Source organism: Shinella zoogloeoides, assembly GCF_033705735.1.
Classification (GTDB): Bacteria; Pseudomonadota; Alphaproteobacteria; order Rhizobiales; family Rhizobiaceae; genus Shinella; species Shinella zoogloeoides_A.
Genome location: NZ_CP131130.1, coordinates 671,845 through 696,189, shown reverse-complemented (window position 1 = coordinate 696,189; position 24,345 = coordinate 671,845). Strand labels below are relative to the sequence as shown.

General features: G+C 66.5%; 21 protein-coding genes. 5 read left to right on the top strand and 16 right to left on the bottom strand.

Annotated features, from left to right (window positions below; all coding sequences use genetic code 11):
* Window positions 1-19 precede the first annotated feature (19 nt).
* A complete protein-coding gene (locus ShzoTeo12_RS03390) occupies window positions 20-850 on the top strand; it encodes a mechanosensitive ion channel family protein (RefSeq protein WP_318911287.1) in 831 nt (276 codons plus the stop codon).
* Here the strand turns inward: ShzoTeo12_RS03390 and ShzoTeo12_RS03385 are convergent, their stop codons facing one another.
* The 10 genes from ShzoTeo12_RS03385 to recO form a co-directional block, all read right to left on the bottom strand.
* On the bottom strand, window positions 851-1,372 hold the full coding sequence (locus ShzoTeo12_RS03385; RefSeq protein ID WP_318911286.1) for a superoxide dismutase family protein: 522 nt from the start codon (window positions 1,370-1,372) through the stop codon (window positions 851-853).
* Window positions 1,373-1,438: 66 nt separating this feature from the next.
* On the bottom strand, window positions 1,439-2,344 hold the full coding sequence (gene nadC, locus ShzoTeo12_RS03380; RefSeq protein ID WP_318911285.1) for a carboxylating nicotinate-nucleotide diphosphorylase: 906 nt from the start codon (window positions 2,342-2,344) through the stop codon (window positions 1,439-1,441).
* Window positions 2,345-2,383: 39 nt separating this feature from the next.
* On the bottom strand, window positions 2,384-3,982 hold the full coding sequence (locus ShzoTeo12_RS03375; RefSeq protein WP_318911284.1) for an L-aspartate oxidase: 1,599 nt from the start codon (window positions 3,980-3,982) through the stop codon (window positions 2,384-2,386).
* Between the two features lie 198 nt (window positions 3,983-4,180).
* Window positions 4,181-5,260 carry a quinolinate synthase NadA gene (gene nadA, locus ShzoTeo12_RS03370; RefSeq protein WP_318911283.1) on the bottom strand — a complete coding sequence of 360 codons (1,080 nt, stop codon included), beginning with the start codon at window positions 5,258-5,260 and terminating at the stop codon, window positions 4,181-4,183.
* Between the two features lie 168 nt (window positions 5,261-5,428).
* Window positions 5,429-6,661: an MFS transporter gene (locus ShzoTeo12_RS03365; RefSeq protein WP_318911282.1), complete on the bottom strand. Its 1,233-nt coding sequence runs from the start codon at window positions 6,659-6,661 to the stop codon at window positions 5,429-5,431.
* A 208-nt stretch (window positions 6,662-6,869) separates the two neighbouring features.
* Window positions 6,870-7,715 carry an MOSC domain-containing protein gene (locus tag ShzoTeo12_RS03360; protein WP_318911281.1) on the bottom strand — a complete coding sequence of 282 codons (846 nt, stop codon included), beginning with the start codon at window positions 7,713-7,715 and terminating at the stop codon, window positions 6,870-6,872.
* A gap of 78 nt (window positions 7,716-7,793) precedes the next feature.
* Window positions 7,794-8,447: an HD domain-containing protein gene (locus tag ShzoTeo12_RS03355; RefSeq protein ID WP_318911280.1), complete on the bottom strand. Its 654-nt coding sequence runs from the start codon at window positions 8,445-8,447 to the stop codon at window positions 7,794-7,796.
* Between the two features lie 36 nt (window positions 8,448-8,483).
* Window positions 8,484-11,336: a DUF2339 domain-containing protein gene (locus ShzoTeo12_RS03350; protein WP_318911279.1), complete on the bottom strand. Its 2,853-nt coding sequence runs from the start codon at window positions 11,334-11,336 to the stop codon at window positions 8,484-8,486.
* Between the two features lie 96 nt (window positions 11,337-11,432).
* On the bottom strand, window positions 11,433-11,942 hold the full coding sequence (locus ShzoTeo12_RS03345; protein ID WP_318911278.1) for a PaaI family thioesterase: 510 nt from the start codon (window positions 11,940-11,942) through the stop codon (window positions 11,433-11,435).
* The gene (gene recO, locus ShzoTeo12_RS03340; RefSeq protein WP_318911277.1) at window positions 11,939-12,700 is read right to left on the bottom strand and encodes a DNA repair protein RecO; all 762 of its coding nucleotides are present in this window, start codon (window positions 12,698-12,700) and stop codon (window positions 11,939-11,941) included. Before recO ends, ShzoTeo12_RS03345 begins: the two co-directional genes overlap by 4 nt.
* 261 nt (window positions 12,701-12,961) lie before the next feature.
* Here recO and ShzoTeo12_RS03335 point away from each other — a divergent pair, with 261 nt between their 5' ends.
* Window positions 12,962-13,669, top strand: coding sequence for a L,D-transpeptidase (locus tag ShzoTeo12_RS03335; RefSeq protein ID WP_318911276.1), 708 nt, complete (start codon window positions 12,962-12,964; stop codon window positions 13,667-13,669).
* 62 nt (window positions 13,670-13,731) lie between these two features.
* On the opposite strand, the gene ShzoTeo12_RS03330 is transcribed toward ShzoTeo12_RS03335, so the two are convergent.
* Entirely contained in the window at window positions 13,732-14,220 is a 489-nt protein-coding gene (locus tag ShzoTeo12_RS03330; protein WP_318911275.1) for an SRPBCC domain-containing protein, read from the bottom strand.
* A 74-nt stretch (window positions 14,221-14,294) separates the two neighbouring features.
* Here ShzoTeo12_RS03330 and ShzoTeo12_RS03325 point away from each other — a divergent pair, with 74 nt between their 5' ends.
* On the top strand, window positions 14,295-14,618 hold the full coding sequence (locus tag ShzoTeo12_RS03325) for an ArsR/SmtB family transcription factor (protein WP_119258833.1): 324 nt from the start codon (window positions 14,295-14,297) through the stop codon (window positions 14,616-14,618).
* Between the two features lie 31 nt (window positions 14,619-14,649).
* On the opposite strand, the gene bla is transcribed toward ShzoTeo12_RS03325, so the two are convergent.
* Both bla and ShzoTeo12_RS03315 read right to left on the bottom strand, forming a co-directional pair.
* Window positions 14,650-15,543: a BKC/GPC family carbapenem-hydrolyzing class A beta-lactamase gene (gene bla / locus ShzoTeo12_RS03320; RefSeq protein WP_318911274.1), complete on the bottom strand. Its 894-nt coding sequence runs from the start codon at window positions 15,541-15,543 to the stop codon at window positions 14,650-14,652.
* A gap of 144 nt (window positions 15,544-15,687) precedes the next feature.
* The gene (locus ShzoTeo12_RS03315; protein ID WP_318911273.1) at window positions 15,688-17,997 is read right to left on the bottom strand and encodes a Tex family protein; all 2,310 of its coding nucleotides are present in this window, start codon (window positions 17,995-17,997) and stop codon (window positions 15,688-15,690) included.
* Between the two features lie 226 nt (window positions 17,998-18,223).
* Here ShzoTeo12_RS03315 and ShzoTeo12_RS03310 point away from each other — a divergent pair, with 226 nt between their 5' ends.
* Together ShzoTeo12_RS03310 and ShzoTeo12_RS03305 are read left to right on the top strand one after the other, a co-directional pair.
* A complete protein-coding gene (locus ShzoTeo12_RS03310) occupies window positions 18,224-19,273 on the top strand; it encodes a spermidine/putrescine ABC transporter substrate-binding protein (RefSeq protein ID WP_318911272.1) in 1,050 nt (349 codons plus the stop codon).
* Window positions 19,260-21,623: a putative bifunctional diguanylate cyclase/phosphodiesterase gene (locus ShzoTeo12_RS03305; protein WP_318911271.1), complete on the top strand. Its 2,364-nt coding sequence runs from the start codon at window positions 19,260-19,262 to the stop codon at window positions 21,621-21,623. The genes ShzoTeo12_RS03310 and ShzoTeo12_RS03305 overlap by 14 nt, the downstream gene beginning before the upstream one ends.
* A gap of 187 nt (window positions 21,624-21,810) precedes the next feature.
* Here ShzoTeo12_RS03305 and era read toward each other — a convergent pair whose 3' ends face one another.
* The 3 genes from era to lepB form a co-directional block, all read right to left on the bottom strand.
* Window positions 21,811-22,755 carry a GTPase Era gene (gene era / locus ShzoTeo12_RS03300; RefSeq protein WP_318911270.1) on the bottom strand — a complete coding sequence of 315 codons (945 nt, stop codon included), beginning with the start codon at window positions 22,753-22,755 and terminating at the stop codon, window positions 21,811-21,813.
* A 69-nt stretch (window positions 22,756-22,824) separates the two neighbouring features.
* Window positions 22,825-23,538: a ribonuclease III gene (gene rnc, locus ShzoTeo12_RS03295; protein ID WP_119258838.1), complete on the bottom strand. Its 714-nt coding sequence runs from the start codon at window positions 23,536-23,538 to the stop codon at window positions 22,825-22,827.
* Window positions 23,535-24,305, bottom strand: a complete 771-nt coding sequence (gene lepB, locus ShzoTeo12_RS03290; RefSeq protein ID WP_413251117.1) for a signal peptidase I — start codon at window positions 24,303-24,305, stop codon at window positions 23,535-23,537. Before lepB ends, rnc begins: the two co-directional genes overlap by 4 nt.
* Between the last annotated feature and the right edge of the window lie 40 nt (window positions 24,306-24,345).

The following is a 24,345-nucleotide window of genomic DNA, read 5'->3' as shown; positions in this document are numbered from 1 at the left end:
AACGGTGGAAAAGGGTTTCATGGAACGACAGGCAACCGACGTCATCGTCGCGACGCGAGCAGCGCTGACGCAGGCGAGCGCGCTCGCCGTGCAATATTCCTTCTCCATTCTCGGCGCGCTGTTGCTGCTGCTGCTCGGCTGGTTCCTGTCGCGGCTGCTGCACCGCTGGGCGCTTTCCGCGCTCTCGCGTGTGCGGGGCATCGACATGACGCTCGCGCATTTCTTCGCCAATGTGCTGCGCTATGCGGTGCTCATCCTCGTCTTCGTGATGGCGCTCGGCCAGTTCGGCGTGCAGACGGCCTCGATCATCGCGGCGCTCGGCGCGGCGGGCCTCGCCATCGGCCTTGCGCTGCAGGGCACGCTGCAGAACATCGCGGCCGGCATCATGCTGCTGGTGCTGCGCCCGTTCCGGGTCGGTGAATATATCGAGACCAAGGACGTCACCGGCACGATTACCGAAATCGGCCTCTTCGCCACGGAGCTGAGGACGAGCGACGGTCTCTATCGCCTCGCGCCCAATTCCACGCTCTGGAACACGCCGGTCACCAATTTCAGCCGCGAGCGCACCCGCAAGCACGACCTCCAGGTGACCATCCCGAGCGACCGGGATATCGACAATGAGATCGACCGCCTGCTGACCATCGCGCGCGAGGAGCCCGCCATCGAATCGGCGCCGCCGCCACAGGTCTTCGTCGACAGCCTCGCGGAAAATGCCGCCACGCTGACGCTGCGCTACTGGGTGCCGACGCCGCAATGGTTCAGGACGACGCGGGAGATGAACCGCCGCGTGCGCATCGCCTTCGGGCAGAGCCTGCCGGAGCCGCCCGCAGAGGCGGCCCCGGCCGAATAGCTACTTGATGACGGCGCAGGCGAGCCGGTCTCCGGCCCCGCCGGCCGGGCCGTTGCGGTAATCGTCAGAGCCGGCATGGACGACCAGCGCGCGGCCGCGAATGCCGCGCTCGGCATCGTCGAGGCGCACCATCGTTGAATAGACCTGCGCGCGCAGCACACCGTCGTCGGCGACATACTGGTTGGGAAGGTCGCCGGCATGCGGGCCGTCGGCGGCAAGGAAGCCGTGCTCCTTCCCATCCGGGTTGAAGTGGCCGCCCGCCGATTCGTGGCCGCCGCTCGGGTCGCAGGCGCCGGTCTCGTGGATATGCAGCGCCACCCATTTGCGCGGCGTCAGACCCGAGATCTCCACCTCGAACAGCACGCCGTCGTTTCCGGCCGTCAGGTGCGCGCGGCCGGTTTCCGTGCCGGCGCGGTTGAGGAAATTGGCCTCGGCCGTGCTCTTCCCCTGCTGCGCGAGCGCCGGGGCGCCGAACGCTGCGAGCGTGCCCGCCGCGACGGCGAGCCCAAGGATCTTGTTCATGATGCGTCCTTCCGGTTGGTTTTCACCTGAAACCGGAACGCATCCTGCGTTGGGGTGTTCCCGCGCTCAGCGCAGCACGACGTCGAGGCCGATGTCGAGCGTCGGGGCGGCCATGGTGATCTTGGACGTCGAGATATAGTCGACGCCGGTCTCGGCGATGGCGCGGATCGTCGAAAGGTTCACGTTGCCGGAGGCTTCGAGCTTCACGCGGCGCGGGTCTGCCGCATAGACGGCATCGGCAAGGCCGGCATTGTCACGGTTGATCTCGACGGCGCGGCGCAGGAGCTCCGGCCCCATATTGTCGAGGAGGATCACGTCGGGCTGCGCTTCAAGCGCCTCCTCCAGCTCCGCAAGGCTCGTCACCTCCACCTCGACCTTGACGAGATGGCCGGCGAAGGCCCGCGCGGCACGAATAGCCCCGGCAACGCCGCCGGCGACGGCGATGTGGTTGTCCTTGATGAGGATCGCGTCGTCGAGCCCGTAGCGGTGCGAGGAGCCGCCGCCCATGCGCACGGCGTATTTTTCAAGCGCCCGGAGGCCGGGAATGGTCTTGCGCGTGCAGCAGACCCTGGCCGGCGTGTGGGCGATCTCGCGGGCGAAGCGCGCCGTGTAGGAGGCGACGCCGCTCAGATGCATGAGGAAGTTGAGTGCCACGCGCTCGGCGGACAGCACGGCGCGGGCCGGGCCAGAGACCCTGGCGATCACCGTGCCCGGCGAAAGCGTGTCGCCGTCCTTCACGAAGGTCTCGAAGCGGATGGCGGGATCCATCAGGCGGAAGGCGGCGCGGGCGAGATCGAGGCCGGCGACGACGCCGTCCTCGCGGATGTTCAGTTCGGCGGCCGCCGTCATGTCGGGCGCAATGGTCGCCTGGCTGGTGATGTCGCCGGCCCGGCCGAGATCCTCGCCAAGCGCCGCGCGCACCTGCTCCTCCACCATCAGCGGCGAAAGGACGGGGAGATAGGGGGTGGTCATGGCTGCTTGTCCCGTTTCACTGTGTCTCAAGCGGCGGCGTCAGGCCGCCGCCGTTTCCGAAAGCTCGGCGACCACCTTGTCGGTCTCGGCGAGCGTGAGGAAGGTGCGGTGCTTCCAGTTCGCCTTCTGCTCGGGGAAATCCGAGCGGAAATGGCCGCCGCGGCTTTCCTCGCGCAGCCAGGCGCCGACGGCGATGAGCTTTGCCGTGGTGACGATATTGTGGAAGCGCATGCGGCTGTTCTCGCGCTCCAGCGTGGCGATCTCGCGGATGGCGGCCGCAAGGCCGTCGCGATCGCGGATGACGCCGGCCTGGTCGCTCATGACATGGCGCAGGCGCGTGAGCGCGGGGCTGTCCTCGATGGTGACGAGGTCGTCGCTCTCGCCGGCATTCTTGCCCCAGTCGTTGATCTTCGGCTCGGGCAGCATGCCCTTGATGTTCTCGGCGATTCGGGCGGCGAAGACGACGGCCTCGAGCAGCGAGTTGGAGGCAAGGCGGTTCGCGCCGTGGACGCCGGTGGAGGTGACCTCGCCGGCGGCCCACAGGCCGTCGATGGAGGTGCGGCCCTCGGCATCCGTCAGCACGCCGCCCATGTGATAATGCACGGCGGGCACGACGGGAATCGGCTGGGTGACCGGGTCGATGCCGGCGGCCTTACAGGAGGCATAGACCGTCGGGAACATGTCGGGGAAATGCGCGCCGACGGCCTTGGTGCAATCGAGAAAGGCACCGCGGCCGGCCTGCACCTCGGCAAAGACGCCGCGCGAGACGATGTCGCGCGGGGCAAGCTCGCCATCCGGGTGGATATCCAGCATGAAGCGATGGCCGGCGGAATTGACGAGATGCGCGCCGTCGCCGCGCAGCGCCTCGGTGGCGAGCGGCGCGGGATCGCGGCCGATATTGATGGCGGTCGGGTGGAACTGCACGAATTCCGGATCAGCGATGATCGCGCCGGCGCGGGCGGCCATACCGACGCCCTGTCCGCAGGCCTCCCACGGATTGGTGGTGACGGCGAAGAGATGGCCGACGCCGCCCGAGCAGAGCACGACGGCGCGGGCGGGGAAATGCACGCGGTTCTTCGACTGGCCGGCATCTGGCCGGGCGACGACGCCGGAGATGAAGCGGCCCTCGCGCACCAGCTCCTCGACGACATAGCCTTCCAGCACGCGGATCGACGGCGTGTTGCGCACGGCCGCGATCAGCGCCTCCATGATGGCCTTGCCGGCCATGTCGCCCTTGACGCGCACGATGCGGCGCTCGGAATGGGCGGCTTCGCGGGAGAGCAGGAGCTTGCCTTCGAGGTCGCGGTCGAAGGGCACGCCGTATTCGAGCAGGTCATGGATGCGCGCCGGGCCTTCGGAGACCATGAAGCGCGCCATCTTCTCGTCGACGATGCCGGCGCCCGCCTCCAGCGTGTCGGCGACATGCTTGTCGAAGGTGTCGCCGGGGCTCATCGCCGCCGCGATGCCGCCCTGCGCCCAGGCGGAGGACGCGCCCTGCCCGATGGGCGCGGCGGCAAGGATGGTGACGGGGCGTGGCGCGAGCTTCAGCGCGCAGAACAGGCCCGCAAGCCCGCCGCCGACGATGACGATATCGTCGATGCCGTTCCACGATTGCGGGCGGAAACTTTCCATGGGCATTTGTCTTTCCTCCGACGTGCACCAGACTGTTCTCCCCCCTTGTGGGGGAGATGTCACGAAGTGACAGAGGGGGGTGGCGGCCCGCACTGACGAGGAGGCTCACCCCCCTCTGCCCTGCCGGGCATCTCCCCCACAAGGGGGGAGATCGAAAACCGCACCGTCCGCGCTCTGCCTTCCGCGATCAGAAAGCCAGCCACGTTACTGCTTCAAGTTCACCATCCGCTCGACGGCAAGGCGCGCCCGATCGGCGATCGCCGGATCGACCAGAACCTCCTCCGTCATGTTCACAAGGCTGTCGAGGATCTTCGGCAGCGTGATGCGCTTCATGTGCGGACAGAGGTTGCACGGCTTGACGAAATCGACGCCGGGAAGCTCGGCCTGGATATTGGAGGCCATGGAGCATTCGGTGACGAGCAGCACGCGCGCGGGACGGTTGTCCTTCACATAGTTGATCATGCCCGCCGTCGAGCCGGCGAAGTCGCAGACGGCGATGACGTCCGGGTGGCATTCCGGGTGGCCGATGATCTCAATGCCGGGATGGGCTTCCTTGTAGGCGAGCAGTTCCTGCGGGGTGAAGCGCTCGTGCACCTCGCAATGGCCCTTCCAGGTGAGGATCTTCTTGTTGGTCTGCTTGGCGACGTTCATCGCCAGATACTCGTCCGGGATACAGAGGACGGTGTCGCTCTCAAGGCTCTCGATGACGGCGAGCACGTTGGAGGAGGTGCAGCAGATATCCGTCTCCGCCTTCACGTCCGCGGACGTGTTGACATAGGTGACGACCGGTACGCCGGGATAGCGCTGCTTGAGCAGGCGCACGTCCGCGCCGGTGATCGATTCCGACAGCGAGCAGCCGGCGCGCGCATCCGGGATGAGGACGGTCTTTTCCGGGTTCAGCAGCTTGGAGGTCTCGGCCATGAAGTGCACGCCGCACTGGATGATGATCTCGGCATCGACCCGGGTGGCGTCGCGGGCAAGCTGCAGCGAATCGCCGACGATGTCGGCGACGCAGTGGAAGATTTCCGGCGTCTGGTAATTATGCGCGAGGATGACCGCGCCGCGCTCCTTCTTCAGCCGGTTGATGGCTGCGACATAGGGCGCGTAGACCGGCCATTCGAAGGCGGGAATGAACTGTTTGACCTTCTCGTAGAGGTGCTCGGTCTCGCGGGCGATCTCCGGCGTGAAGGCAAGGTCCGGTTTTTCGGCGACGCCGAAGCGCTCCGCGGCGGTCAGCGGACGTGCGGCTTCGGCCTCCACTGCATGCTGGGCCAGAACGGTCATGGAACCCTCCTCCTCCGCCGTTTCCGGCGGCTTCGCCATTTTGCTCATATTGAGCATAATGGCTGTAAAACAAAACCGGCATTGCCGGTGGTTCAGATTTAGAAACTTTTATGACGCTTTGCAAGGCGGCGCCGCCCGAATTCCTTCGGGCGGCGATACCGTTTCGAATCAGGCCATCGCCGGGCGGGCGACGCCCTTCTCCTCGATCGGCCAGTGCACGATCGCCGCGAAGAGGCCGAGCACGACGCCCAGCCACCAGACCGGATCGTAGGTGCCGAAATGGTCGTAGAGATAGCCGCCCATCCACACGCCGAGGAACGAGCCGATCTGGTGCGACAGGAAGACGATGCCGCCGAGCAGGCCGAGATGCTTGGTGCCGAACATGATGGCGACGAGGCCGTTGGTCGGCGGCACGGTGGAGAGCCAGAGCAGGCCCATCACCACGGCAAAAATGATGACGGAGGCCGGCGACTTCGGCAGGAGGATGAAAGCCGAGACCGCGACCGAGCGGGCAAGGTAGATATAGGCGAGGAAATAGGGCTTCGAGTAACGCTGGCCGATGAAGCCGGCGGCGAGCGAGCCGATGACGTTGAAGAAACCGATCAGCGCCAGCGCGATCACCGCATAGCGCGCATCGATGCCGATATCGCCGAGATAGGCCGGGAAATGCGCGGTGATGAAGGCGACCTGATAGCCGCAGACGAAGAAGCCGGCGGTGAGCAGCAGGTAGCTGCGGTGGCCGAGCGCCTCCTTCAGCGCCTCGCCGATGGTCTGCTTGTATTCGCTGGCGGCGGTGATGCCGGAGGAGGAATTGCCGCGCAGCGGAATGCCGAGGAGCGGCACGAGAAGCATCATGACGCCGAGCCAGACGAGGCTGTCGGACCAGCCGAAGGCGCTGATCAGCCCCTGCGAGAGCGGCGCGAAGAGGAACATGCCGGCCGAGCCGGCGGCCGTGCAGATGCCGAAGGCCATGGAACGCTGGTCCGGCGTGACGTTGCGCGCGAAGGCGGAGAGCAGGATGCCGAAGGAGCCGGCCCCGACGCCGAGCCCGACCAGCACGCCGCCGCCGACATGCAGCCAGAGCGGCGATGTGCCGAGCGACATCAGGAACAGGCCGAGCGCATAGACGAGGCCCGAGACGAGCAGCACGCGCCATGTGCCGAACTTGTCGGCGATGGCGCCGAAAAAGGGCTGGCTGACGCCCCAGGCGAGGTTCTGCAGGGCCATGGCGAGGCCGAAGGTCGTGCGGTCCCAGCCGGTATCCTGCAGCATCGGAAGCTGGAAGAAACCCATCGCCGAGCGCGGGCCGAAGGTCAGCACGGCGATCAGCGAACCGGCGACGATGATGAGCCAGGGCATCGGCCGGCTCGCGGCCGGAGCCGTAACGGTGGTGGCGGACATGGTGGTCTCCATTAGAGCATTTCCGCTTTTCTTCGAATCGCGAAAACGCTCTAATTCTTTTTCTTCACGCAATTCCAGGACGCAAAACCGCTTCACGCTTTTGCTGGAATTGCTCCAGGGACACGGAACCTACGCGCCGCCATCGATGAACGAAAGCGAATTTAATTGAGCGGACGATCAACCGGGTTGATGGAAGAGCGGGCGAGATTCACGCCCGCACCTTGAGCGGCCAGCGATCGGCGCGCGTGCCCTTCACCTCCACCACGTCACCGAGGCGGATGTCACCCTCGCCGCGCGGCACCGCGTTCCAGCCGAAGAGGACGCCGGGCACGCGGCGGTCGGCCGACATGCGCTTTTCCGCAAGGCCCTGGATCGGGTTGCCGCCGATGCGCTCGCCGGTCATCTGGTCCTGCGTGGTCATGATGCAGCGGGCGCAGGGTTTGACGAGGTCGAAGGTGACGCCGCCGATCTCGATGGTTTGCCAGAAATCCTCCTGCCAGGGCTCCTCGCAGGTGACGAGGATATTGGTGCGGAAGCGGTCCATGCCGACCGGCTCCTGCCCCTTGGCGACGAGCGTGCGGTTGAGGTCGGCCAGCGACCCCGTCGTGGTGACGAGAACGGGAAAACCGTCCGCAAAACGCACCGGCACCGGCTTTCCGGCCCACTCCTCGCCCTCGGCGCGGTGGGCCGCCGAATCCATGTGCACCAGCTTCACGGGCCGGGCGAACCAGTCCGACAGCGCCTCGTTCACCGCCTCGTCGGCCACCGCGGCATTGACGGGCGTATCCCATATCGTCACGTCGAGGCGGTCTTCCGGCTCGAAGCTCGCGAAGAGCTGGCGGCCCTCCATCTCCAGATGCAGGCTCTCGCCGACCGGCGTCGCCTCGACACGCGCCAACGCCTGCAACTCGCGCTGGGTGATGCAGCGGCCGTCCGGCTCGACGATCATGAAGCGCCGGTCGCCGGCAAGGCCATCGCGGCGCACGGACGCGCTCTCGACGGGAATGGCCCGGCCGCTCTTCAGCGGATAGATATTGAGAGCCTCGACCTTCATGGGACGACCTTTCCTGAAACTTCGATTCAACGCCTTGCCGGATCGATTCAATCCGGCGGCACAAAAGCATGTTTTCGCTCAGATTTCATCCAGAAGCATGTCGCGGATGGCGCGCAGGCGCTCCGTGCGGGCCTTGGCCATGCGCGCGCCCGCCTTCGTGCGGAACCCATCTGCCAGCCGGAAGAGCTTCACCTCGAAATGGTCGATGGCGAAGGCCTTGTCGTCGAGGGGGCGGTGCTCGGCGAGCGGATCCAGCGGATCGTAGAGGCCGCTGCCCATGCGGCCCGCGATATAGAAGCAGCGCGCCGCGCCGACCATGCCGATGGCGTCCAGCCGGTCGGCGTCCTGCAGGATTTTCGCCTCCAGCGTTTCCGGCGGGATATCGGCGGAGAAGCTGTGCGTGAGGATGGCATGGGCGACGGCGGCGATGTCCGCCTCGCTCCAGCCTTCGGCGGCAAGAAGGCCCGCGGCCTTTTCGGCGGCAAGGCGCGAGGCCTGCCGGCGCAGCGGCGAATTCTTCTCCACCGCCACGCAATCATGCAGCAGCACGGCGGCGGCGAGGAGCCGGAGGTCCCCGCCCTCCTCCGCCTGGATGCGCCGGGCGCTCTTCCACACGCGGATGAGATGGGCGGCGTCGTGCGAGCCGTCATCGGCGGCGAAGGCCTGCGGCAGCAGGCGTCCGGCAAGGTCCCCGAGGGGCGAGAAGGCGGCGGCGAGGCAGGTGAAGGACATGGGCACCCCGAAAAAGACTGCCCGAGACCTATCCCGTCAGGACGGTGCGTTCAATTCCACCTTTTCCTCCGTCCCGGCCTTTCCCGAGAGGATCTTCTGGTAGAACAGGCCGATGCCGATCAGCACCGCGCCGAGGCCGATGAAGGAGAGCGCCCGCAGGATGCCTTCGAGGTTCGACATGTCGATGAGGAAGACCTTGACGACGGCGATCAGCACGAGGCCGGCGGAGGCAAGGCGGATGCTCTTGGAATCGAACTTCGAGCCGACGGCGAGCAGCGCCACGCCGAGCAGCAGCCAGACGACCGAATAGGTATAGGTCTCCGGCTGGAGGAAACCCTTCCAGTCGGCGATGCCCTCGCCATGCCAGTAGCGGCGAACGGAGAGCGTGACCCAGGCGAAGGCGAGCGCGACGCCGGTGAGCGCCAGCATGATGACATAGGGCAGCGGCCGGCGGTTCTGCGCATACCAGGCAAGCCCGCCATAGGCGATGCCGGGAATGAGATAGCCGATCAGCAAGAGGTCGAAGAACGGCCACCTGCCGAGCAGCTCGCCGGTGAAATAGGGATTGAGCCCGATGAAATGGGCGCTCAGCACCGAAAGGACAGAAAGCCCGCCGACCGCCATGGAGCCATAGCGGAAGACCGGGCTCGGCGACTTGAGATCGAGCGACATCATGGTCGCCGAGGCGCCGATGACCAGCAGCGTGTAGATCGCCTGCTCGCCGAGCGTCGGCACGGAGCTGTCGAGCACGCCGCCGTTCATGCCGTGGCGCACGAGGATGGCGGCGGTCAGCAGCAGGAAGAGGCTGGCGAGCGCCTGGAGGAGATTGCGGATGCGCAGATCCGGCCAGCGGCGCAGCTCGAAGGCCGACAGCGCGAGCAGCACGGCCGGAATGCCGTAGCCGGCGAGAAGCTGGTTGAAGACCGGCACCTTCGAAAGGTTCGCGGCGCCGACGATGGTCGGCTCCCAGGCGATGCGGCCGGCGACCACGAGGGCCGTGCCCACCATCAGCCAGGGCAGCACCGGCCAGCGGCGAAGGCGCGTGGCGAAGACGGCGGCGGCGCCGAGAAGCGCGATGCCGAGCGTGGTGGCAAGGCCGTCCGTCAGCGCGTGCAGCGCCAGGACGAGGAAGGCGAAGCCTCCGGCGGCGAGCGCCCATTGCGGGACGAAGACGCCGTCCGTCTCCTGCCTTCCGCGCGAGAACGCCTCGGCCGCGCCGAGGAAGACGAGGCCGAGGACGACGGCGAGAAGGCCGTGCTTCAGGTCGAAGGAGAGATTGCCGAAGGTGAGGAAGCTGATCGCGAGGATCGCCAGCGGCACGGCCGGCGCCAGCAGGCTCCAGATCGCGGCGAAGAGGCCGGAGCCGGCAAGGCGCAGGCGTACCGCCGCAAGGCCGACGGCCGCATAGGCGACGGCAAGCGCCAGCAGCAGACCGACCGGCACCGAGCCGAGGACGGGAGCCGGCCCGAGGACGGGAACCGGCAGGGTCGTCCCGTCGAGCGTCGGCGGGGCGACCACGCCAAGCGTATCGATGAACAGGCCGACCGGCATGGCGGACATCGCCACGGTGCCGGCCACCGCACCGACGGCGGAGATGACGGCCGGATAGATCGCCCAGCAGCGTAGCGCGCCGAGCAGCGCGAGCGCGAGGACGACGGCGACGAAGCCGTAATCGGCGGAGGCGACCACGGGCACCTTGCCGGCGAGCATCAGCGCCGGGAAGAGCATGGCGAGCGCGCCGGTCAGCGACACCGCGACGGCCGGTGGGGCGAAGAGACGGTCGAGCGGATCGGCGGAGGCAGCGCCCGTTGGCGCGGGCATCTCCTCGGCGGTGATGCCGCCCGGCCAGAGCAGGCCATGGCCGAGGGCGAGCACGAGCATGGCCAGCAGCACCGGCATCACCTCGACCGTGTCGGCCTGCGAGAGATAGAGCAAGGCCCAGAGGGCCATGCCGACATTGGCGAGCGCCGGCACGACCTGCCAGCGGCGGATGCGCGAGGCGGCGAAGGTGGCAAGCCAGGCGATGCCGAGGAAGCCGAAGAGGCCCCACGGGTTCGGCTCGCTGGTCGAGACCAGCGCGGGCGTCAGCAGCGAGGCGAGCAGGCCGAGGCCGGCCAGCGCCTGCCCGTGCAGCAGCGAAAGGCCGATGGTGGCGAAGGCGACGACGGCGAGCAGCACGAAGGCGGCCGGCGCGCCGAGATAGGCGTAGAAGGCATAGGCGACATAGGTCACGGCGAAGAGCGTGATGGCGCCCGCCGCCGTCAGCACGCCGGGGATCATGGCGTTCTGGAAGGCGTTGGCGATGAGCGGCTGGGTGCGGCGGCGCACGAATTCGCCGGCCGCCATCAGCACGAGGCCAAAGAGCGCCGCGAGCGACAGCCGCACGGCGGGGCTGAGAAGTCCCGCCTCGATGGAATACTTGACCATGAAGATGCCGCCGAGCGCGAGCGCGATGCCGCCGACCCAGACGGCCCAGCGCGCGCCGATGCGGCTCTCGAAGCTTTCCTTCGGCCTTGCCGGCGCGGCGGCGGGCGGCACGGCGACGGTCTCTTCCGCCGTCTCGCTTGCGGCCACGGCATCGGCCGGCACGGCGGGCGTGTCGCCGCCGAAGATGGAGCGGCCCTTGCCGGCCTCGTCCGCCTGCGCCGCCGCCCAGGGGCTGGAGAAACCCTCCTCCTCCGCCGGCGGCTCGGGCAGCTCTTCCGTCGCGGCTTCGGCCGTCTCTTCGGCGGGGGCCGCCGCTGCAAGGGGCACGCCGCCCGCCTTCAGGGCCTCGACCTCCTGTCGGAGGCGCATCACCTCATCGCCGAGCTTCTGCGCGCTGTTGCGCGAGGCATTGAGGGTATAGAGCGCCAGGCCAAAGGCGACGAGGCCGAGTATTTCAAGCATTGCGACTCCAGAGCGGCACTGTCCGGGCGGAACACTACCCGGTTTTTCTCAAACGCCAAACGTAGTTACGTTTCAGGCAGGCGATCTCTTCGCCGCTCAGCGCATCAGATTTTCGATGGGGAAGATGGCGCAGGTCTCCGTGCCGTGGGCGAGCAGCTTGCCCTTGCCGTCGCGCAGCCACGCTTCCGACGTGGCGATGGTGCGGCCGCGATGGACGATCCTTCCCTCGCAGAACACCTCGCCCATGCCGGGCAGAACGGGGCGCACGAGATTCAGCTTGAACTCGATGGTCGTATAGGCCTCGCCCGGCCTGACCGTCGAGAAGACGGCGCAGCCGAGCGCCGAATCCATCACCGTGGCGGTCCAGCCGCCATGCACCGTGCCGAGCGGGTTGAGATGGTCGGCGGACGGCATGCCGGCGAAGACGACACGCCCCTCCTCCACCTCGGTCATACTGAAGGCGAGGGTCCTTGCCATCGGCGGCGCGGGCAGATCGCCGCCAAGCATCGCCCGCAGCACCTTGAGGCCGCCGTCGCGCGCCACCACGTCGAGCGGCAGCGTGCCGACACCCGCAACCGTCATCCCCGGATAGATTTCGACCGTCATGCATGCGCCTCCCTGCGTTCCCCGTCCTGCCGGCCGAGCGCCTTCAAGGCCGCCTGCACGAAGCCTTCGCGGGCGCTCGCAAGCTCCAGCCCGCGCGGCTCGCAGACATGGCGGTTGAGGAAGAAGGCGGTCAGGCGAAAACCGTCGGCGAGCGCGGCGGCATCGGCGGCGTGCCGGCTCTCGTCGCCGAGGAAGGCAGGGAGCGCCAGCATCTTGTCCGCCCAGGGCGCGCCCGCCGCGCGCGAGACGGCGCGGCCGGATTTCGGCGAGACGTAGCAGAGGTCGTCGCGGCTGCCGGTCGCCACGCATTCGAGGAGATCGAGGCCGAAGCCGAGGTCGTTCAGCACGGCGAGCTCGAAGCGGATAAAGAGCTCGCCGGCATCGGCCGGCTCGTGCAGATGGTCGAGGATGACCGACAGCGCCTCGTAGAGATGGGGATGGGGATCGCGCTCCGGCAGGAAACGCAGCAGCGCCGCCATGGCCTGCACGCCGTAGACGGCCGTCGCGGTCTCCATGAGGCGGCCGGCGCGAAGCTCCAGCGGCTCGAGGCGGAACTCGCCGAGATGCTCGTCGAGCCGCGCGCGCCATGTCACTTCAACGGAATTGCCGGGCTGAAGCACCGGCTGCATTGTCCGCGACCGGCCGCCGCGCACCATGCCGAGATGCCGGCCGCGGCCACGCGTCATCACCTCGGCGATCACCGACGTCTCGCCGTGGCGCCGCACGCCCAGAACGATGGCTTCGTCACTCCATTGCATGGCAAAGCCTTACGCCCTCGATGGGGCGGGAGCAAGCGCAGCGCATGCTGCCTTGCCCCTCACCGTCTCCCCGCAGCCGAGGAGAACGGCCGGCAGGCGGATGAGGGGCAATCCCAAGCATGGGTGCGTGGCCATATCGCCACACCTAACCCCTTGCCACAGTTTCGCTTTCTTCTCGCCCTGCCGGCGCCGCCTTTGGCTTTATAGACCCCGGCCAAGGCCAAGAGGCCGCATTGCAGTTCCAGATACAGGTGCCCTTTCATGTGTGTGTCCCGCGCCCTCGCCCTTCTCGCCGTCGCCGCAACGCTTGCCGGCTGCGTCACCACCGCAAAGCCGGTGAGGAAGGGGCCGGATCCGATGCATGTCGCCATGTACGGGCCGCAGCCGGAAGAGCGCTTCCCGCTGCCGGCGATGGACATCAGCCGGGTGAACCCGAGATATTTCCGCCAGCAGGTGGCCTACCAGACGATGGAGCCGGCCGGCACGATCGTCATCGATACGCAGAACCGCTTCCTCTACCTCGTGCAGGGTGAAGGCATGGCGATGCGCTACGGCATCGGCGTCGGCAAGGCGGGACTGGAATTCGAGGGCGCGGCGCGCATCGGCCGCAAGGCGGAATGGCCGCGCTGGACGCCGACACCGAGCATGATCAAGCGCGAGCCGGAACGGAACCTCAAATGGGCGAACGGCATGGAGCCGGGCCTGACCAATCCGCTCGGGCCGCGCGCGCTCTATCTCTACAAGGACGGCAAGGACACGCTGTTCCGCATCCACGGCACGTCCGAGCCGTGGTCGATCGGCAAGGCCGTTTCGAGCGGCTGCATCCGCCTCTTCAACCAGGACATCATCGACCTCTACGGCCGCGTGCCGAGCGGCAGCCGCGTCGTCGTGCTGCAGCATCAGACCCCTGCGGAGGAGACAACGCCGGTGGCGGCGGCCAACGGCTTCGTGCCGCCGGCCGCCATCTAGGGACCGTCAAATCCGGCTTTCAAAGGGCGCTATCGCTTCACAGCGATAGCGGCCTTTCCGCATCAGGTGAAATCCTGCTGCTCGGATGTGACGACGCCCTTCATCTCGCTCGGGTAATAGCCCTCGCGCAGGTTGATGCCATATTCGACATAGGCCTTCATGCAGGCGAGCATCTGCGACCAGCCCTCGCAATTCATGTAGGAGGATTTCTGGCCGCGGTCGTTCTCCCGCCAGCCGGTCTCGGCGATGGTGACCATCGTGCCGCCGTCCTCAAGCGGCTTGAAGCGCATCTCGACGCGCGTCTTGTAGGGCTCCTCGTCCTTGTCGACCATGGCGTCCCAGCGGAAGACGATGAGCGCGTCCTTCTCCACCTTGTCGACGATGACCGGGGCCATGCCCCACCATGTCACCGTCGTGCCTTCGACCAGCGGTGCACTCGCCCCACCGATCGTGGTGAAATAGCCGCTCAGCTTCTTCGGATTGACCACAGCATCGAAAACCTCGGCGACCGGCTTGCCGATCCGGCCGTTCACGCGAAATTCCAGCGTCATGCCGTCCTCCTTGGGCGCTACCCCGCCCTCTTCTCGATCTTGTACCCGGTCAAAATATGTTATAAAAACATAACATGTCAAGCGAATCGAAAGAGGACGCCGTTTTCAAGGCGCTCGCCAACGGCAAAAGGCGGCAGATGCTGGATGCGATCAGGGATGCGCCGCTGACAACGGGCGCGCTCTGCGAAAGGTTTCCGGAGATGGACCGCTGCACGGTCATGCAGCACCTGAAGGTGCTGGAAGAGGCCGAGCTGATCATTCCTCGCCGCGAGGGCCGCGAGCGCTGGAACCATCTCAACGCCCTGCCGATCCAGGCGATCCACGACCGCTGGATCAGCCAATATGCCGGCCATGCGATGACCGTGCTTTCGGCGCTGCAAGCCGACCTCGAAGGGTAAAGGCGCCGCCCTTCGGCAGCGCCCCCAAGGATCAGACCTCGGCGGCGATGCGGCCGATCTCGGCAATGACGGCATTGCGCTCGTCGCCGGAAATGCCGGGGATCTCGCAGAAGGCCGTGATGACGATCGCGCCGCGATCCGGCGACCAGGCGACGGCCACGTCATTGGCATTACCCTGCTTGTCGCCGTTCGTGCCGGTCTTGTCGCCGGTCATCCAGTCCGCCGGGAAGCCGGCGCGCAGCCGCGTGTCGCCGGTCTTGTTCATCACCAGCCAGGCGGCAAGCTGCGCCTTCGACGATGGCGAAAGCACGTCGGAGAAGACCAGCCGGCGCAGCGTTTCGGTCATGGCGAGCGGAGTCGTCGTGTCGCGCTCGTCGTCCGGCGCATCGTGGTAGTTGAGCTTGGGCTCGGTGCGGTCGAGGCGGGTCACCTCGTCGCCGAAGCCGCGCAGGAACTGCGTCACCGCCTTCGGTCCGCCGGAGGCCGCAAGCAGGAGATTGGCAGCGGCATTGTCGCTGAGCGTGATCGTCGCCGCGCAGAGTTCGGCAATCGAGATCCCGTCGCCGCCAACGCGCTTCTCCACTACCGGGGACCAGTCCACGAGGTCGGATTTCTTCACGACGATACGGCGATCGAGGTCTTCCTCCTTGCGGTCGACGCGGGCGAGGATATGGCCTGCCAGCAGCGCCTTGAAGGTGCTGCACATCAGGAAGCGTTCGTCGGCACGGTGGCCGAGCCGGGCGCCCGTCGCGAGATTATGTATGGCAACGCCGATGCGGCCCTTGTGCCGCGCTTCGAGTTCCGCAAGCCGCTTTTCCAGGTTGCCCTCCCCGGCCGCCACCGCGGTGCCGGCAAACGCGGAGACCGCGGGAACGGCAAGGAAAGCGCCGGCAATCGCCTGCCGGCGTGAAATCGTGATCGTCATCGTGTATTTTCCTGTCTTTCGGGCACCGGTGCGCCTTGCCCCAGCCCGTTCAGCCCGCCCACACCGCGACTATGGGCGAGCATAAGGGACAAGGCAAACGACGATTTCTGCCGCCAGCCATTAGGAAAATTTGGGCTCATGCCCCTATTTCCGTTTCATCGCCTCGGCGAGCGCGGCCCCGAAAGCACCCTGCGCGGGCGCCTGCTGCTTCGGCGCGGCCTGGCTGAACTTCGGCTTCATGCCGGCAGTGCGGTCATTCCGGGGCGCATTGTCGCGGGCGGCCGGCGCGCCGCCGTCCTTGCGCATGGTAAGGCCGATGCGCTTGCGCGGCACGTCCACCTCCGTCACCCGCACCTTCACCACATCGCCAGCCTTCACCACCTCATGCGGATCCTTGACGAAGCGGTCGGCGAGCTGCGAGACGTGCACGAGGCCATCCTGATGCACGCCGATATCGACGAAGGCGCCGAAGGCCGCGACGTTCGTCACCGTGCCTTCCAGCAGCATGCCGACCTTGAGGTCCTTGATGTCGTCGACGCCGTCGGCGAAGGTCGCGGTCTTGAATTCCGGGCGCGGGTCGCGGCCGGGCTTTTCGAGTTCGGCGAGAATGTCCCTGACGGTCGGAAGGCCGAAGCGCTCGTCGACGAAGACCTTCGGGTCGAGCGCCTTCAGCGCCGCGCTGTCGCCCATCAGGGCGCGCAGGTCTCGCCCGCAGGCGGCGACGATCTTCTTGGCGACGCCATAGGCTTCCGGGTGCACGGAGGAGGCATCGAGCGGCTCCTTACCGTTCGGGATGCGCAGAAAGCCGGCGCATTGCTCGAAGGTGCGCGCGCCGAGGCGCGAGACCTTCATCAGCTCCTTGCGGCTCTCGAAGGGGCCGTTCGCATCGCGATGCGCGACGATGGCCTCCGCCGAAGATTTCCCCAGGCCGGAAACGCGGGCGAGCAGCGGCGCGGAGGCCGTGTTGAGATCGACGCCGACGGCGTTCACCGCGTCTTCCACCACCGCGTCCAGCGAGCGCGAAAGCTTGCCCTGGTCGACGTCGTGCTGATACTGGCCGACGCCGATCGATTTCGGCTCGATCTTCACCAGCTCCGCCAGCGGATCCTGCAGGCGGCGGGCGATGGAGACGGCCCCGCGCAGCGAGACGTCGAGATTCGGGAATTCCGCGGCCGCCGTTTCAGACGCGGAATAGACCGAGGCGCCGGCCTCCGAGACGATGACCTTGGTGGGCTTGGGCGCGGGAAGCTGGGCGAGCATGTCGGCCACCAGCTTTTCCGTCTCGCGGCTGCCCGTGCCGTTGCCGATGGCGATCAGCTCGACCTTGTGCTTGCGGATCAGCGAGGCAAGCTCGGCCTGCGTGCCGCGCACGTCGTTCTTCGGCGGGAAGGGATAGACCGTCGTCGTCTCGACCACCTTGCCGGTATTGTCGACCACGGCGACCTTGACGCCGGTGCGGATGCCCGGATCGAGCCCCATCGTGGCGCGCGTGCCGGCGGGCGCGGCGAGCAGCAGGTCCTTGAGATTGCGGGCGAAGACGCGGATCGCCTCCTCTTCCGAGCGCTCGCGCATCTCGCGCATCAGGTCGAGAGAGAGCGACATGGAAAGCTTCACGCGCCAGGTCCAGCCGATCACCTCGGCCAGCCACTTGTCGCCCGGCTTCGTGCCGACGGCATAGAACGAGGCGATGATGCGCTCGACGGGCTTGACCGGCTCGGTGCTGTCCTGGTCGACGACGATATCGACCGACAGGAACTCCTCGTTCCAGCCGCGCAGCATGGCGAGCGCGCGGTGGCCCGGAACGGTCGCCCAGCGTTCGGTGTGGTCGAAATAGTCGGAAAACTTGGCGCCGGCCTCCTGCTTGCCCTCCACGACGCGGGAACGCAGGAAGGCGTTGTCCTTCATGTATTCGCGCAGGCGCTTGAGGAGGTCGGCATTTTCCGTCAACTGCTCGGCGACGATGTCGCGCGCGCCTTCCAGCGCGGCCTTCACGTCCGGCACCTCGGCGGAAAGGAACTTTTCCGCCAGTTCGGCCGGCACCAGCGCGCGGTCGGCAAGGATTTGCTCGGCCAGCGGGCCGAGGCCGCGCTCGCGGGCGATCTCCGCCTTGGTGCGGCGCTTGGGCTTGTAGGGCAGGTAGATGTCCTCGAGCTCGGCCTTGGTGGTGACCGTGGCGATCTTGGCGGCCAATTCATCCGTCAGCTTGCCCTGCCCCGCGATGGAATCGAGGATCGAGGCGCGGCGGGCCTCCAGCTCGCGCAGATAGGTCAGCCGCTCGGCGAGCGTGCGCAGCTGCGTATCGTCGAGGCCGCCCGTCACCTCCTTGCGGTAGCGCGCGATGAAGGGCACGGTCGCACCCTCGTCCAGCAGCTCCACGGCGGCGGAGACCTGCACGGAGGTCGCCTTGATCTCGGCGGCGATCAGGTTGGCGATCTTGAGCGGTGTCGGGGCCATGTCGAACTCCTCGTGATGGTGCGGGCGGCGACCATAGTGAGCGCATGGCGACAGGCCAACCACCGGGCCTGCCGCGGCGGGCCACGTCCACAATATATCACCGGCCGCGCAGCCTTGCGCCGCCGCATCAGGGTTGAATGGACAAAAAAGGGGGCTTGGTGGTTGTAACCCTTCATAAAGCCTTGCCGACTATCCTGCCTTGCGTAACGGCAACGGGGCCTTCGGCATGCGCGGCGCATTTCTTGCAGCAGTCTCTCTGACGGCCATCGCCGCGGCCGCTCCAGCCCACGCGGCGACGCTCAACCTCCTCATCTGGGAAACCTATATCGACGAGCAGATCCTCGCCGATTTCACGGTCGAGACCGGCATCGAGGTGCGCCAGATCTTCTACGACAGCGGCGATGCCCGCGACGAGATCCTCGCTGATCCGAACAGCAATATCGACGTGGTCGTCACCAACGAGAACGGCGCGAAGCTCTACGGCAACCGCGGCATCATCATGGCGCTCGACCGCAAGAACGTGCCCGCGCTGAAGGACTTCGAGGAAGGCTGGACGAAGCGTTGCGGCGGCTATGGCGTGCCCTATCTCTGGGGCACGATGGGCATCCTCTACCGTTCCGACAAGATCACCGAGGCGCCCTCCTCCTGGGCGGACCTGATGAAGCCGGCGGAAAGCCTGCGCGGCCACATCGCCATGTACGACGACCATGCGGAGGCCTTCGTCGCGCCGCTCGTGCTGCTCGGCAAGTCGGTCAATGCCAACGACAACGAAACGTTGAAGGCGGCGTTCGAGCTGATGAAGGTGCAGCTTCCCTATGTGCTGACCTACGACTACGTCATCACCTCGATCCAGAGCGCCGACAAGGGGCCGAATATCTACATGGCGCTCGGCTATAGCGGCGACCAGTACACGCTGAACGGCAAGGTCAACGCGCCGGGCCTCTGGCGCTATGCCGTGCCGAAGGAAGGCACGCTCTCCTGGCTCGACTGCATCACCGTCAGCGAGCGCTCGCGGGACAAGGCGAACGCGCTGCGGCTGGTCGACTATATCAGCAATGCGAAGAACGGCGCGCGCAACGCCCTCAAGCTCAACATGCCCACCGCAAGCACCGCAGCGCTCGCGCTGCTGCCGCAAGACATCCGCTCCAATCCCGAAATCTATGCCGCACCGGAAATCCTGGCCAGAAGCCAGCTTCAGGAGGAACTGACCGTCCAATCGGTCCAGGCCCGCCGCCGCATCATCAGCAGTCTGGCCCAACTCAGTGACGCTCGGTAAACGCGCCCTCGCCCTCATCTTCCCGGTCGTGCTGGCGGGCTACGTGCTCGCGGCCTCCCTCATCTACTATGTCCAGGGCTCCGCGATCCTCGGGCTGGAGCGCGCGCGCCTGTGGCAGCAGATGGGCCTGCTCACCGCCCTCTTCCAGAACGAGGTGACACAGAACCGCAGCCTCATCTATTCGCTGGTCGCCGGCGATACGGTGCGCCTCTTCGTCAACGAGCCGGATGCGGGCTATCGCAGCACGGCGCTCGGCGTGCGCCTGCAGCAGAGCATCACCTCGCTTTCCGACGACCGCAAGAAGTTCATCTCGGTCGCGATCATCCGCCCGCCGCTGACGGTCGACTATTATTACGAGGACAGCGCCGATCCGTTCGCCGAGATCACGCCGCAGCAGCTCGCCCATGCCCGGCAGGTCATCGCGAGCCCGCGCCTTTCGTCCTGGGCCTATCTCGACACGGCCGGCATCGAGCCGCTGATCGTGCATTCCGAATTCATCGATCCGCTGACCTTCAACCGGCCGGTCGCCAGCGCCAAGGACAGCGCGATCCTCGTGCAGACCGCCGTGCGGCCCAATGCCTTCCTCGAGATGAAGCGCACGCTCGAAAAGGAATATGGCGCGGCGATCGAGATCGGGCAGCACCAGTTCCTGGCGCAAGGTGCGCTCTCGGCCACCGCGACGCTCGGCCCCTCGCTCTTCGCGCGCCTGACGCCCGACGCCGCCTTCCTCGAAAGCCGGCTGGGGACGCTGAAGAGCCTGCTCGCGCTCGGCGCCATCGCGCTCAGCCTCTGCACCATCGGCCTCGTTCTGCTGCTCGTGCGGCGCTACATCACCAATCCCATCGCGCGGCTCGACCGCCAGCTTACAGACGTCATGACCGGCAGCCGCAGCGGCATCCTGGCAATGGACGAAGTGGGCGAGATCGGCCGTCTTTCGGCCAATGTCAAACGGCTGCACGACCATTCCATGCAGTCCTTCGACCTCGTGCAGAACGCTTCCTGGACGGATACGCTGACGGGCATTTCCAACCGCGAATATTTCAACATCCGCTCCACGCAGCTTCTGGAAGAGGCCGAGGAAGCCGGCCTCGGCTGCACGCTGCTCTTCATCGACGTCGACAACTTCAAGTTCGTCAACGACAAGCACGGCCACAAGATCGGCGACGAGCTCCTGAAGACGCTTGCCGACCGCATCTCGGCCATCGTCGCCCGCATCGTCGCGGATCGCGGCCTGCCGGACGGCCTCTTCGCCCGCCTTTCCGGCGACGAATTCGCCATCATGCTGCGCTGTCAGCCGGGCGGCGGCACGATTACCGAAATGGCAAACAACATCCTCTCGCTCTTTGCGGAAGGCTTCGAGGTTCTGGACAAGGCCTATCCGGTGACGGCGAGCATCGGCATCGCCGTCTATCCGGAAGATGCCCGTACCCTGCCGGAGCTGATCGCCAATGCCGATGCGGCCATGTATCAGGCGAAATCGCAGGGCAAGAACGGCTCGGCCCGCTATTCGCGCTCGCTGCACGAAAAGCGCACCCGCCAGCGCCGCATCGAGGAGGAGTTGCGCGTCCTCGATCCCGACGAGGAATTCCATCTCGTCTACATGCCCATCGTCGACGGCCACGGCCGCGTGACGGGCTGCGAGGCGCTGCTGCGCTGGACCTCTCCCGCACTCGGCAGCGTGACGCCGGACGAGTTCATCCCGATCGCGGAGACCACCGGCCTCTTCAGCAAGATCGACTGGTGGGTGATCGACCGGGCCATGGCCGACCATGGCCGGATCCGCAAGCTCTTCGGCGCCGAGACGATCCTCTGCATCAACATCTCGTCGGCGGAACTCTACACGAAGTCGATCAGCGACCATTTCTGCGAGTGTGCCGACCGGCACGGCGTCGACACGCGCCTCATCGAGATCGAGCTGACGGAAACCTTCGCGGTGAAGCTCGGCGAGCAGTCGCGCCGCAATATCGAGATCCTGCGCAGCCGCGGCTTCCGCATCTCCATCGACGATTTCGGGGCGGGCTATACCTCGGTGCAGCAGATCATCGAATATCCGGCCGAGACCATCAAGCTCGACCGCGCGCTCGTCGAAAGCCTCACCCGCTCGGCGGCCCTGCCGACGCTGCGGGCGCTCGTCGCGCTCTGCCACGCGCAGGACATGTCGGTGATCGCCGAGGGCATCGATACGACCGAGAAGATGACGCTGCTCGCCGCGGCGGGCTGCGACCTCTACCAGGGCTACCTGATCAGCCGCCCCCTCACCCTGGAAGATCTCGGCATCTGGGCCATGCAGCGGCTCATCGACAAGGCGCGCGAGGGCGCGCAGAAGCCGGAACGGCGCGCTCGGGCGTGAGGTCTCTTAGAAAATGACGAGGGGGGCTGCCCCTCATCCCCCTGCCGGGACCTTCTCCCCGCGGGCGGGGAGAAGGGATATGCCGCACCGGTTTCCCGACTCATTACCCACCCATGGGGCAAGTCCCCTCTCCCCGCTTGCGGGGAGAGGGTTAGGGTGAGGGGCAAATCCGCAATATGCGCTCCGATCAGGACGTCGGGAAATCCAGGCCCATTTCGCGGAAGCGGGCCGGGTCGTCGCCCCAGTTCTCGCGCACCTTCACGAAGAGGAAGAGGTGCACGGGCTGTTCGAGGATATCCGACAGCTCCTTGCGCGAGGCCATGGAGATCGCCTTGATCGCCTCGCCGTTCTTGCCGAGCGCGATCTTCTTCTGGCTGTCGCGCTCGACATAGATGACCTGCTCGATGCGCACCGAGCCGTCCTTGCGCTCCTCCCACTTCTCCGTCTCGACATGCGAGGAATAGGGGAGCTCCTGGTGCAGGCGCAGGAACAGCTTTTCGCGGGTGATCTCGGCGGCGAGCTGGCGCATGGGCAGGTCGGAGATCTGGTCTTCCGGATAGTACCAGGGGCCTTCCGGCAGCGCGGCGGCGAGATAGTTCATCACGTCCTCGCAGCCCGAGCCGTTGAGGGCCGAGATCATGAAGGTGCGCTCGAACTTGACGACCTCGTTCACCGCCGCCGTCAGCTTCAGCAGGTCCTCCGGCTTCACCCGGTCGACCTTGTTGAGGACGAGGATCTTCGGCTGATGGACCTCCTTCAGGCCTTCCAGGATGGTCTCGGCATCGCCCTTGAGGCCACGCTCGCTGTCGATCAGGAACATGATGAAATCGGCATCCTTGGCGCCGCCCCAGGCGGTCGTGACCATGGCGCGGTCGAGCCGGCGGCGCGGCTTGAAGATACCGGGCGTGTCCATGAAGACGATCTGGGCGTTATCGTGGATCGCGATGCCGCGCACGATGGCGCGCGTCGTCTGCACCTTGTGGCTGACGATCGACACCTTCGCGCCGACGAGGCGGTTGACGAGGGTCGACTTGCCGGCATTGGTCGCGCCGATCAGCGCCACGAAGCCCGAGTGGGTCGCGCCCTCACCGGTCGTTCCGGTCTCGGCGGGGGTCTGGTTTTCTTCGGTCATGGTGTCCGTCAATCTTGTGTTTTCAGGCAACTTCCGGCGCAAAGCCCTACGGCTCCTGCCGGAATCGCCTCAGGCGCCGCCCTTGGGCCAGACGCCTTCGCGTTCCAGAATCTTCGTCGCGGCCACCTGCTCAGCGGCCCGTTTCGAGCGGTCGGTGCCCGTTTCCGGCTTCACGCCCCTGATCTCCACCGTCACGGTGAAGCGCGGGTCGTGGTCCGGTCCGGAGCGCTCGTCCACCCGGTAGTTCGGCGTCACGCCGAACCGGGCATGCGCCCATTCCTGCAATTCCGTCTTGGCGTCGCGCCGCGCGCCTTCCGCCCGGGCGGCCCTGCCCTCCCAGTTGGCGAGGATGAAGCCGCGCGCCGCCTCCAGCCCGCCATCGAGATAGATCGCGGCGATCAGCGACTCTACCACATCGGCCCTGACGTTCATCATGGCTTTTCCGGTGAGCTTCTTGACGTCCGCGCCGGTGCGGATGAAGCGGTGAAGGGCGAGGTCGTCCGAGACCGCCGCGCAGCTCTCGGCGCTGACGAGCTGGTTGAGGCGGACGGAAAGCTCGCCCTCCTTCGCCTCTCGGAAGGTGCGGAACAGCATCTCGGCGACGCAGAGCCCGAGGACCCGGTCGCCGAGGAATTCCAGCCGCTCGTAGTTGCTGCCCTTGCCGGGCCGGGCGCTGGCATGGGTGATCGCCCGGTCGAGACGGTCCTTGTCGGTGAAGACGTAGCCGATCAGCTCTTCGAGGGCTTTCCGGTTCGCGTCGTTCAGCGGTATGGCGCCCTTCATTCAACGACCTTGAAGAGGCGGTCCCAGCGCAGGTTGGTCGGCCACTTCCAGACTTCGCTGAACGAGGTGTCATGCCCCAGCGAGAAGAAGATGAGGCTTGCGCGGCCGATCAGGTTCTCGGCCGGCACGAAGCCCACGTCGAAGCGGCTGTCGGCCGAGTTGTCGCGGTTGTCGCCCATCATGAAATAATGGCCTTCCGGCACGATGAACTCGCGCGTGTTGTCGCCGACGGTACCCGGACGGGTATCCAGCGTATCGTAGGAAACGCCGTTGTCCATGGTCTCGCGGAAGACCGGCACGTCCTCGCCGGTGTCGTACTGGTCGTCGGCACGGAAGAAGCCGTTATGCTCGCGCGGCACGGGCTGGCCGTTGACGTAGAGGACGCTGTCCTTGACCTGCACATGGTCGCCCGGCAGGCCGACGAGGCGCTTGATGTAGTCGATGTCGGGGTTCGGCGGGAAGCGGAAGACGACGATGTCGCCGCGCTTCGGCTCGCTGGCGAAGATGCGGCCCGAGAACAGGTTCGGCGAGAACGGCAGCGAATACTTCGAATAGCCGTAGGAGAACTTGTTGACGAAGAGATAGTCGCCGACGAGCAGCGTCGGCATCATCGAGCCCGAGGGGATGGTGAAGGGCTGGAAAAGCACCGTGCGGATCACCACGGCGAGCAGCAGCGCCTGGATGATGACCTTGACGTTTTCCCACAGGCCGCTCTCAGCCTTATCAGTCTTCTCTGCCACGCCGGACTTGTCCTTATTTGCAAACATGGGGCCCTCTATAGAGGAAAGGTTGCCTGTTGGAAATCGT